Genomic DNA, 10,480 nt, shown 5'->3' with positions numbered 1-10,480 from the left:
TCGCCGGCGCTGAGGGTGCTGCTGGTGAACACGGTGCGGGCCGAGCGGTTCGTGGCGCTGTAGCGGTCGACGGAGGCGACGAGCACGCCGTCGATCGATGGAGAGACCAGCCCGGTGACGGGGTACCTCGGTCAGAGCGCGGAAGAAGTTTCGCTTCGTGCCCGCCAGACAGCCGCTCGCCCGATGCGGGCCAGCTGAGCGAGCATCTCGCCCGGCGGCCTCGTGACATCGATCCGCACCGGCTCGACGCGGTGACGCGAGATGGTCTCGACACGACGACGTCGACCCCGCTCGCCTGTCACCCCTAGGACGACCGGGTCGAGCGGGGTAGCCCCCATCCGTGGTCACTCGTCCCGCTCGGCTGGGTCGCTCCTTCGCGACGGCGCGTCGAAAGGCGCGGTCTGAGCCGCATCGTCTTCGCCCTGCGATCCATTCGCGCGACGACGCAAGGCGCCTTCTGCGAGGCGGATGGAGAGGTCGTCTGTCGCTGCTCGGCCACGAGTCACCGCCTCGTCGCCGAAGCGACGGGCTGCATCGAATCCTTCAGCGCCCGTCTCGAGGACCTTGTCGCGGGCGTCGGCCACAGCGGCGAACCAGCCCCTGGCCTTCATCGAGTCGCGGAGACGTTCAAGGCCGACGTGGAGGTGGAAGTCGACCACACCGCTCGCGAGGCGGTCGCTCGATTCGACAACAGCACGGGCGCCGAGCGGATTCAACAGAACTCGCGCATTTGCACTGCCCGCAGCCGAGTCCATACGAGCGATCAGGCGCTCCGTGCTGCGAGCGATCGTGTCGAGCCGGTTCTTCCGAGCAGTCTGCAGGCCGATGCGGTGCTCATCGAGATCGTCCGCAGCCGAATCCAGGACTCGATCGATCTCGAGAATCGCGGTCGATTCCTGCAGCTGTATGCATCGGGCGAGCACGGCGAGCCACTCGCGGACCTTCGGCTCGGCCTCCCGGGTCGCCTTCGCGATGTCTCCCAGTTTCGTCGTCCGCTCGAGCTTCTCGGCCAGGGCGTCGAGCTGTCGCAGGGCGTAGGCCTGAGTGCGTGCGAGGGTCAAAGTGGTCGACTGCACTTTGGACCACGTGACCTCGGACACCCGACGAGTCCGCTCGCGAATGGTCATCGCCTCCTCGATCACGAGGTCGACGCCGGTCATGTCGGCCAGTACGGCGTCCTTCTGGTTGCGGAGAAGATCGTCCACCTTCTCGTCGATCGTCGCGAGATAGTCGTTTATCTCGTCGATCGACTGCTGCATGGAAGCTTGCGCCATCATCCCCGCCACGCTCGACATCGCTGCCGGGTTGGTCAGGAGCGCCCCGGGGCCGGTCTGCGCGAACTGGACGATGCTCTTGATCCGGCCGTCCTTGCCCTGCACGACACCCATCGCGAGTCCGCTCTTGGAGTTCACCATGTGGCCGTGCTTCCGCAGCGCAGTGGCGGATTGCTCGGTCAGTTTCACCCATCGACCGGAACCGGCCGAGATCGCGGCCGCTGCCTGCACTACGCCCGCCGCCGCGCCGGCTGCCGGTCGGAGGCGCTCGAGTCCAAGGTCCTTCGATTCGAGACCCTCCGAATGCAGAAATCGGTCCACAGCCGAAGGCTCTCCGATCACGGCTATGCCGTCAGCGTCCTCGATCAGCTGAATGTCGTCGTCCATAGTCGGCTCCTGTCGGTTCGATCGCGCTCCTCTGGGAACACATGATGCTCATCCCACCATGTGCTCGGATCGGAGGAGAAGCGGGCCACGGCGCGGGCGGAAGATGACTGTCGGCTCACGAAGGATTGCTCCGTCACTCGTTACGGCGGTCCCGGGATCCACGCGAGAAAAGCTGTCAGCGCGGGGCAGGACTCCCGGCGTCAGCGGAACCACGCGAGCCCGGCACACGCCCGGTCCCCGTCACGACGCCGCGCACCCCGCCCGCCTCAGCGCCCCAGCACTCCCGCGTACACCGCCAGGTACTCGTCGACCATCCGATCCACCGCGAAGCGGCGGCGAGCAGTCGCCCGCACGGCCGCCCGATCGAGGAGCCCGGCCCGCTCGACCGCGGCGACCGCCTCCGACAGGGAGCCCACCGCGAACCCGGTGACGCCCTCGTCGATGATCTCGGCCATGGATCCGCGGCGGTACGCGATCACCGGCGTCCCGCACGCCACCGCCTCGACGATGGAGAGGCCGAACGGCTCGTCGAAGCCGATCGGATGCAGGAGCGCGAGCGCTCCGCCGAGCACGAGGGCGCGCTCCTCCGGCCCGACCGAGCCGCGGTAGACGACGCGCGTCCCGTCGACGAGCGGCTCGACCTCCTCGTGCCAGTAGCGCTCGTCCTGCACGATGCCGCAGAGGAGGAGTCGGCGCCCGGCCGCGGAGGCGATCCGGACCGCCTCCGCCGTGCCCTTGTCGGGGTGGATCCGGCCGAGGATCACGAGATCCTCTCCTCCGGATCCCGCGGGGAAGCCGTCCACGTCGATCCCGTGGTGCACCGTCGCCGTGTAGTCGAGCTCGGGGGAGCGGTCGCTGTCCGAGATCGACACCAGGTGCGCGGTGCGCGGGTGCCGCAGCGCCTCGCGGTAGGCGGGCAGGATCTCGGGCCCCGAGAAGCCGTGCACCGTCGTCACGAGTGGCACGGGCCACTGCGCCGCGAGGGCGAGCGGCAGCCAGTCGAGGTGGTTGTGCACCAGGTCGAACTCGCCGGCACGGTCGAGGACCGCCGCGATGTGCAGCGCCTCCCAGACGCGGCCGTCGCGGCCCGACTCGGCGTAGCCCGTCGGAGCGACCGACTCGAGCGCGGCCGTCGTGACGGAGTCGCCGGTCGCGAAGAGCGTCACGTCGGCTCCTCGGCGGACCAGCCCCTCGGTCAGGAGGCTCGCGACCTGCTCCCACGGCCCGTAGTGGCGCGGCGGCGTGCGCCATGCGATCGGCGCGAGCATCGCGATCCGCAGCCCGGCCGCCGGGTCCCCGGGTCCTGCGGTCATCGGGCGGCGACGACCGCGGGGGCCGCCGGGACGCTCGGCCGCGTCGGCTGCAGGCCGGCCCGCCGCACGACGAGCGAGGTGTGCAGGGCGGCGATCGTCGACTCCGCGCCCCGGTTCTCGTTGCGCCCCTGCGGCTCCAGCCCGTCGTACCCGGCGCCGGAGAGCGGATCGACCATCACGGTCGCGGAGTCGTTGACCCCGTGGAACCAGGCCCAGCAGGAGGCGAGACCCTCGCGCCAGAGCGGATCCTCGTCGAGCGTCAGGGCGCGGGCGCACGCGGCGGCGATGGCGGCGACCTCGATCGGCTGCTGGTCGAAGAGCACTCCGAGCTCGTCCGGCCCGTGGCCGGCCACGCCCGTCACCGAGAGGCGGCCGTCGCGCGATTCGAGGCCCAGCAGGAAGGCGAGGGCGGCGAACCCGCGCGCGAGCAGCGGCGGATCCTGCAGCGCCTCGCCGGCCGCCAGGAGCGCCTCGGGGACGCAGCCGTTGGCGTAGCGCAGGCGCGCCTCCGGCCAGGGCCAGGCCTGGTCCGTGCAGGAGAGGAGCATCGGCGCGGCGTCGTGCAGCAGCTGGACCGCGACCAGCGAGTGCGGGCGGACGGCGACGACCTCGACCGCGCCGAGCACCGCGAACGTCATGGCGCGCAGGTCCGGCGAGCGCTCCTCCGCGAGGTGGAGGAAGAGCCGCATCGCGCGGCGGCGGGTCAGCGGCAGCTCGGCGTGCGCGGCCACCACCCCGGCCGCCCAGACGCTGCGGCCCCACCAGTCGCCGAGCGAGGAGGCGTCGGCCCACTCGCCGTCGGGAGACAGCCGGTTGTGCACGGTGCCGTCCGGCTCGGCGGCCGCCTCGAGGAAGCGGAGGTACTGCTCCGTGAGGCGACGGGTCCGGAACGTCTGCTCCGGCTCCTGCGCCACCACGATCAGGGCCCGCGAGACGTCGTCGACGCAGTAGCCGTGCTCGGGCCGGGGGGCGTCGAGCAGCGCGTGCTCGTGCAGCCCGCGCTCGTCGGTGAGGGCGTCGAGGTGCTCGTAGGGGAGTGCCGTCGCGAGGGCGGGCCCCGCGGTCACGCCGCGTGCTCGATGCGGAGGCGCTCGACGAGATCGAGGTAGAGGCCGGCGGCCGCGGGCCAGGAGAGGGCGGCCGGAGCGGCTGCGGGGGCGGAGTCGGCGAGCACCTCGCGCAGTGCAGCGGCCATAGCGGCGGGGTCCTCGTGCGCGACCGTGCGGCCGCGGCCGTTCCCGAGCAGCTCGAGAGCGTGGGGGAACTCCGTCGCGACGACGCGCCGTCCGGCGGCCAGCGCCTCGACGAGCACTCCGGAGGTGACCTGGTTGCGGGAGTCGTAGGGCAGCAGGACGGCGTCGGCCTCGGCGACCGCCGCCGCGAGCTGGGAGGGATCGAGGTAGCGGCCGTCGAGCACGACCCGGTCCTCGAGCCGCAGCTCGGCGATCAGGTCGGCCAGCGACTCCCGGTAGGCCTCGCCGGCGTGCGCGACGACCTTGGGGTGCGTCTGCCCGTAGACGGTGTAGTGGGCGGAGACGCCGGCGTCGCGCAGGTCGGCCATCGCGCGGATCCCCCACTCGATGCCCTTGCCCGGGCCGATCAGGCCCCAGGTGATGATCTGCGGATCCGCGGCGGCGGCGGAGCGGGCGGCCGCGTTCCAGACGGGGACGCCGTGCGCGATGACGACGACGCGCGAGGCGTCCACGTCGTACCGGCGCTCGAGGATCTCGGCCGCGACGGCCGTCATCACCACGACCGCTTCGGCGAGGGAGGCGACCCGCTCCAGCACGAGGCGCTGCGAGGGGGTGGGCGTCTCCAGCACCGTGTGCAGGACCACGATCACGGGCACGGCGAGCCGCTCCATCAGCGCGATCACCTCGTCGCCGTCGGGTCCGCCGTAGATGCCGTACTCGTGCTGGATGATCGCGACGTCGCAGGAGTCGAGCTCGGCGGCCGCGCGGGCGGTGCTCGCCGGGTCGCCCGCGACGAGCTCGGCCACGATGCTCGTGCCGGGCGTCGATCCGGGCACCGCGAGCTCGTCCATCACGCGGACGGTGCGGATGCCGGCGCCGTGGTCGTCGGCCAGTGCTCCGCCGAGGGCCTCGGTGAAGGTCGCGAGCCCGCACCGCGTGGGCGGGAAGGTCGACAGCAGTCCGACGGTGGTGCCGGATCGCCGGTGCGCGAGCGGGAAGGGGGACTCCATGCTGACTCCAGCCGCGGGGAGGCGGAGCCTTCCCGGGGAGGGCGGTCCGCGAACGGGCGAGACGACTGCCGGGCGGCACCCCTCGCGGGATCCGTGTCGGATCCGGTCCACGGCCGGAGGACCGGGCATGAGTAGCGTCACCCTAGTGGGGGTGGATGACGATCCGGGGTCGCCCGCGTCGCGGCTTCGCCCGCCGGCCATCGGGGCGCGGACTTCGGCGGGCGGGGGGCGGCGGTCTCGGCGACCGCCGGCGGGAGCACGGACAGCATGTCGACACGGTCGGCGTCGGCGGTCTCGATGACGGCCGACGGGACGACGGCCGAAGTGACGTCGACGTCGACGCAGTGGCGGAGCAGGAGGCCGGCGTCGCGAGTGGCGTCCTCGCGACCGCGCGCGGCGGAGAGGGCCTACTCGAGGAGGAAGGCGCGCCCGTTGATCAGCAGCGTGTCGCCGTCGGTCGCGGCGAGAACGCCGAACTCGTCGACGGAGCGGGTGGAGTCCCCGGCGGTGTCCGAGGTCGCGGCGACAGCGGGAGTGGCTGCGGCGGCGGTGAGGAGGAGCCCGCAGGCGAGTGCGGTGATCACGGTCGTGCGGTTCATCGGCGTCGTCCTTGGCGTCGTGGTGGACCGCTTCTCGTGGAGGCGGCGGGAACTGGTTCCGAGCCTAGGGCGCTGAGCCCGTCAACGCCCTGGGTCGTTCCTTGGGTTCAGCTATGAAGTACCGTGCAGCCATGCCCTGGGGACGCCTCTACTTCGCCGTGCAGGCCCTCGGCGGCGCGGCCTGGTGGGTCGCCGTGGCGCTCGTCCCCGCGGTGCGGATCGCGACGCTCGGCAGCCTCGATCCCGTCCCTGTCGCGGCACTCGACCTCCCGCTGTTCGTCGGCGCCTCCGCTCTGGCCGCCACGGGCATCCGCTGGGCGGCCGTCACCGCGACGGCCTGGACGCTCCTCGTCGCGGTCGCCCTGGCCGTCTGGGCCACCCTGACGGGGGAGGCGGGCTGGGGCGTCGTCGCGATGCTCGCCGCGGCGGGCGGCTCCGTCGTCGCGGCGTGCCTGCTCCTGCTCGGCCGGGTGCCCACGCGCTGGATCGCCTCCGGTCCCTTCTCCTTCCGGGTCGCGACCGCGGGCCGCCGACCCGGATCGCACCTCGCCGCGACCCTTGGGCAGATCGCGGTGTTCTGGGGAGGCGCGCTGGTCGTCGTCCCGCTGGTGATCGCCGCGCTGGAGTCGCGCTGGGGCGTGGGCCTCGGTGCGGCGCCGCCCGCGGTCGTCGGCGTCGGCGTCCTGCTGCTGGTCGCGGCGAGCGCGCTCGGGATCTGGTCGGGGCTCACGATGTCGCTCCTCGGCGACGGCACGCCGCTGCCGATCGCGATGACCAACCGGCTGGTGATCGCCGGCCCCTACCGCTGGGTCCGCAACCCGATGGCGGTCGCCGGCATCGTGCAGGGAGCGGCGGTCGGGCTGCTGCTCTCGTCGTGGCTGGTCGTGCTGTACGCGCTCCTCGGCGCCGTCGTCTGGAACCAGGCCGTGCGCCCGCTGGAGGAGGCGGACCTCGCCGCCCGCTTCGGAGCCGACTTCGAGCGCTACCGCTCGCGCGTCCGCTGCTGGGTGCCCCGCCGCCCGGAGCCGCTGCCGCGCCGGGGGTAGCCGCTGCCGCGGTGCGCTCGCCGAGGCGTTCCGCTCCCGCCGGGACACCGCCGCCAGGCCGGCGTCTCGCCGACGAGGGCGGTGTCTCGAGGCGCCGGACGCGCCTCTCGCGACGGCGACACGCCTCGCCCGCCGACCCCGTCACTCCGCGGTGCGCCCGCGCCCGACCACCGCGGCGACCAGCCCCGCCGAGACCGCGGCCAGCGCGACCAGCACCCCGCCCACGCCGAGCGTCCCCGCCACGAGCGGAGTCGCGAGCGCCAGCGCGACACCGGGGAGCGCCAGGCGCGCGGGCATCGGCTGGTGCTCGCCGAGCGGCGCGTGCACCGCCCACAGGGTCAGGACGAAGACCGCGACCGGGACCGCGACGGCCGCGCCGATCACCGTGTCGGACGCTTCGAGGTGGCCCGCGGTCGCGGCGACGGCCGCCTCCAGCCCGGATCCCAGCGCCGCGAGGGCCGCGAACGCCGCGAAGTGCGCGTAGCCCCAGCGGTAGGAGAGGCCGCGCCGCCGCTCCAGCAGCTCGCCGGAGGGATGCGAGAACGACAGCCACCACAGCGCGAACACGATCACCAGCCCGCAGGCCGCGACCAGCACGAGCGAGGTGCTGACGCCCGCCTCCGTCACCGCCCGCTGCACGCCCATCACCGCCGCGAGGACGCCCTCGCCGAGCAGGATGATCGTGAACAGCCCGTACCGCTCGGCGACGTGGTGCGGATGCCAGTTCGCGTCGCCCGCCCGCTGCGCCCAGAGGGGCACGGCCAGCTCGCAGGCGACCAGGAGCAGGAAGCTCACCACCCCGACCTCCTCGGGCAGGAGCAGCCGCAGCAGCCAGCCGACCTGCACGATCGAGAAGCCGACGGCGTTGCGCACGGCGGAGGTGCGGTGCTCCGGAGTGGACACGGCGACGCGGATCCACTGGCTCACCAGCGCGAACCGCATGATCGCGTAGCCGATGGTGATCGCCCGGTAGTCGCCCTCCTCGAAGCCGGCCGGCACTCCCGCCGCGAGCACCAGGACGCCGCCCATCTGGGCGAGCGTCAGCAGCCGGTACGGCACGTCGTCGGTGTCGTACCCGGAGGCGAACCAGGTGAAGTTCATCCACGCCCACCAGATCGCGAAGAACACCATGCCGAAGGGGAGGAGCCCCTCGGCGAGGTGCCCCTCCTCGGTCGCGTGGGCGAGCTGCTGGGCGATCTGCGCGATCGCGACGACGAAGGTCAGGTCGACGAGCAGCTCGAGCGGACTCGAGACGCGGTGCGCCTCGTCGATCGCGCGCGGCTGCATCCGCACGCGGAGGGGGTGCGCGGGGGAGGCGGGCATGCGCTCATCCTGCACCCGGAGGGCCGCTGCGCGAGTGCCGCGCCCGCCTCCCGCGACCCTCGGCGCCCGCCCTCGCACCGAGTGTCCAGAAGTCGTCGCACTCGAGCGCGAGTGCGACGACCATCGGACACTCGCGGGCGGCTGGACCTCGCGGGGCCGGGCTCAGTCGGCCGAGGCGAGCACCCGCACGTCCCACGGACCGAGCCGCAGTTCGGTGCCGGCCTCCAGCTCCTCGCCCGAGAGCACGTCCGTCGCGGCAGCCGGCAGCGTGAGGACCGACGGCTCCCACGACCAGTTGTGCACGAAGCGGAGGCGCTCGCCGTGGCGGTTCGTCGCACTCGTCACCGTCTGCGACTCGGAGCCGCGGCGCCAGGGGCCCGCCGCCGGGCCGTCCGGTGCGGTCACGCCCGCCGCCCATCCCATCAGCGCCCGGGCGAGTGCGAGGTCCGGCACCGTCCCCACGTACGTCACCCGTCCGGATCCGTGCTGCCGCGTCGTCACCGCGGGGAAGCGGCCGTAGTGGGGATGCACGTAGCGCACCAGCACCTCGGCGTCGTCCACCTGCAGCCCGTCGGCCCAGAGCGTGGCAGTCGCACCGTCGGCCAGCTCGAAGCCGCTCTCCGCCGTCACCGGCAGCGGAACGGCGAGGTTCGCGAACTCGTCGTAGTGGACGCCGGCCGCTGCGTCGAGGAAGGCGGGCTTGCGCTGCAGCCGGGCGCGCGCCTCCTCGTCCTCGTAGCCGGTGCGGACGCCCACGACGAGGTGGCCGCCGGCCGCGGCGTACGCCTCCAGCCACTGCAGCTGCGCGTCGTCGGCGATCGTGAAGGCCGCGGCGACCAGGACGGGGTTCTCCGCAGCCCAGTCGGCGGGGGAGACGGCGGTGAGCTGCGAGGGGTGGACGATGCGGGACTGGAGGCCCGCGTCGAAGGCGCCGCGGGCGAAGGCGTCCACCGCCGTCTGGAACGAGCGGGTCGACGCGACCGGCGCGGCCCGGGCCGCCCCGGTCCCGCGCGCGGAGTCGCTGAACGCGGGGTACTCCTCCAGAGCCCACTTGCTCTCGTTCGAGAACAGGATCGACACGTCGGAGTCGGGGGTCAGCTCGGTGACGCGGTCGCCGGCGGCGGCGAAGTCGGCTCCCAGCGCGGCGATCTGCTCGTAGACGCGGCCCGGCTCCTGCGAGTGGGGGAGGATCCCGCCCCAGTACGTCTCGGCTCCGTGGTGGAGCGTGTGCCAGTGCCAGTACTCGATCATGGTGGCGCCGCGGGAGACGAGAGCCCAGGCGGCCTGACGCCACTGCCCGTCGAAGCCCGGCTCGTTGGACCACGGCATGCCGATCGCCTGTGCGTCGGTCTCGGTCACCAGGAACGGCGCCTGCTTCGAGCCGTACATCCGGTCCGCCGTCGCGTAGAGCGACCACGTGCCGGACGTCGTCCAGTGCTGGTCGAACGGGCGCGCGTCCGGGAGCTCGAGCCCGTCCTGCATCCGGTAGTAGGGATTGCCGGCGGTCACGTCGAGCCGGCGCACGATCTCCTCGTCCTGCGCTGTCCTCCGCTCGTACGAGATGCATGTGGTGACGAACTGGTCGTCGCGGGCGATCCCGCGAACGATCTCGGCCTGCCAGCCGATGAACCCGGTGGTGAGGGAGGCCTGGAACCGCCGCCAGGCGAGGTCGTACTGCGGCTGCAGGTTCGCGTCCGGCGTCCACAGGTCGGACCACGTCGACAGCCGGTGCGACCAGTAGGTCAGCCCCCACTCGTCGTTGATCGCCTCGACGGTCCCGTACCGCGCGCGGAGATGGTCGATGAAGCGCTCGAACACCTGCCGGTTGAAGAAGATCTCGTTGCCCGGCTCGTTGTCGACCTGGAAGCCGATGACCGCCGGGTGCGCGGCGTAGCGCTCCACGATCCTCCGGATGACGCGCTCGGCGTGGAAGAGGAACGCGGGATGGGAGTAGTCGATCTCCTGCCGTGCGCCCCAGCCCGTCCGACGGCCGGTGGTGCGCTCGACATTGATCTCGGGGTACTGCCGGGCGAGCCACATCGGGACGGCGTACGTCGGAGTCCCGAGGACCACCGCGATCCCGTGCTCGTGCGCGCCGTCGAGCACCGGCTGCAGCCAGTCGAGGTCGAAGCGCCCGTTCTCGGGCTCCCACGTCGACCAGACCGACTCGCCGACGCGGATGACGGTGAAGCCCGCGTCCTTCATCAGACGGAGGTCCTCGGCCAGATCGCGGATGCCCAGCCGGGACGTGGGCTGGTACTCGTGGTAGTAGGCCGCGCCGAAGAGGATGCGGTCGGTCAGGTGCTGCATTATCGCCTTTCAGGAGGGAGATCGG

8 protein-coding genes are annotated in these 10,480 nt (G+C 72.8%); 1 reads left to right on the top strand and 7 read right to left on the bottom strand.

Annotated features, from left to right (window positions below; translation table 11 throughout):
• Positions 1-344 precede the first annotated feature (344 nt).
• From C5C25_RS06295 to C5C25_RS06275, 5 genes are all read right to left on the bottom strand, one after another.
• Positions 345-1,661 (bottom strand): hypothetical protein, encoded by a 1,317-nt coding sequence (locus C5C25_RS06295; protein ID WP_219814385.1) that lies wholly within the window; start codon positions 1,659-1,661, stop codon positions 345-347.
• 266 nt (positions 1,662-1,927) lie between these two features.
• Positions 1,928-2,974, bottom strand: coding sequence for a glycosyltransferase family 4 protein (locus C5C25_RS06290; protein WP_258069352.1), 1,047 nt, complete (start codon positions 2,972-2,974; stop codon positions 1,928-1,930).
• A complete protein-coding gene (locus tag C5C25_RS06285) occupies positions 2,971-4,041 on the bottom strand; it encodes a glycosyltransferase (RefSeq protein ID WP_181133648.1) in 1,071 nt (356 codons plus the stop codon). The genes C5C25_RS06290 and C5C25_RS06285 overlap by 4 nt, the downstream gene beginning before the upstream one ends.
• Positions 4,038-5,177 (bottom strand): glycosyltransferase, encoded by a 1,140-nt coding sequence (locus C5C25_RS06280; protein WP_104250089.1) that lies wholly within the window; start codon positions 5,175-5,177, stop codon positions 4,038-4,040. The genes C5C25_RS06285 and C5C25_RS06280 overlap by 4 nt, the downstream gene beginning before the upstream one ends.
• Positions 5,178-5,584: 407 nt before the next feature.
• Entirely contained in the window at positions 5,585-5,776 is a 192-nt protein-coding gene (locus tag C5C25_RS06275; protein ID WP_104223384.1) for a hypothetical protein, read from the bottom strand.
• A 131-nt stretch (positions 5,777-5,907) separates the two neighbouring features.
• On the opposite strand from C5C25_RS06275, the gene C5C25_RS06270 reads away from it, so the two are divergent.
• Positions 5,908-6,822, top strand: coding sequence for an isoprenylcysteine carboxylmethyltransferase family protein (locus C5C25_RS06270; RefSeq protein ID WP_104250088.1), 915 nt, complete (start codon positions 5,908-5,910; stop codon positions 6,820-6,822).
• A 141-nt stretch (positions 6,823-6,963) separates the two neighbouring features.
• On the opposite strand, the gene C5C25_RS06265 is transcribed toward C5C25_RS06270, so the two are convergent.
• Both C5C25_RS06265 and C5C25_RS06260 read right to left on the bottom strand, forming a co-directional pair.
• The gene (locus C5C25_RS06265; protein WP_219814384.1) at positions 6,964-8,145 is read right to left on the bottom strand and encodes a low temperature requirement protein A; all 1,182 of its coding nucleotides are present in this window, start codon (positions 8,143-8,145) and stop codon (positions 6,964-6,966) included.
• 162 nt (positions 8,146-8,307) lie between these two features.
• The gene (locus C5C25_RS06260; protein ID WP_104250087.1) at positions 8,308-10,455 is read right to left on the bottom strand and encodes a beta-galactosidase; all 2,148 of its coding nucleotides are present in this window, start codon (positions 10,453-10,455) and stop codon (positions 8,308-8,310) included.
• Between the last annotated feature and the right edge of the window lie 25 nt (positions 10,456-10,480).

The organism is Rathayibacter sp. AY2B9 (assembly GCF_002931595.1).
Classification (GTDB): Bacteria; Actinomycetota; Actinomycetes; order Actinomycetales; family Microbacteriaceae; genus Rathayibacter.
This window is presented reverse-complemented; position numbering and strand designations above follow the sequence as displayed.

Coding starts and splice junctions, on each gene's coding strand:
- C5C25_RS06295 (WP_219814385.1), bottom strand. CDS start 1,661: ATGGACGACGACATTCAGCTGATCGAGGACGCTGACGGCATAGCCGTG.
- C5C25_RS06290 (WP_258069352.1), bottom strand. CDS start 2,974: ATGACCGCAGGACCCGGGGACCCGGCGGCCGGGCTGCGGATCGCGATG.
- C5C25_RS06280 (WP_104250089.1), bottom strand. CDS start 5,177: ATGGAGTCCCCCTTCCCGCTCGCGCACCGGCGATCCGGCACCACCGTC.
- C5C25_RS06275 (WP_104223384.1), bottom strand. CDS start 5,776: ATGAACCGCACGACCGTGATCACCGCACTCGCCTGCGGGCTCCTCCTC.
- C5C25_RS06270 (WP_104250088.1), top strand. CDS start 5,908: ATGCCCTGGGGACGCCTCTACTTCGCCGTGCAGGCCCTCGGCGGCGCG.
- C5C25_RS06265 (WP_219814384.1), bottom strand. CDS start 8,145: ATGCCCGCCTCCCCCGCGCACCCCCTCCGCGTGCGGATGCAGCCGCGC.
- C5C25_RS06260 (WP_104250087.1), bottom strand. CDS start 10,455: ATGCAGCACCTGACCGACCGCATCCTCTTCGGCGCGGCCTACTACCAC.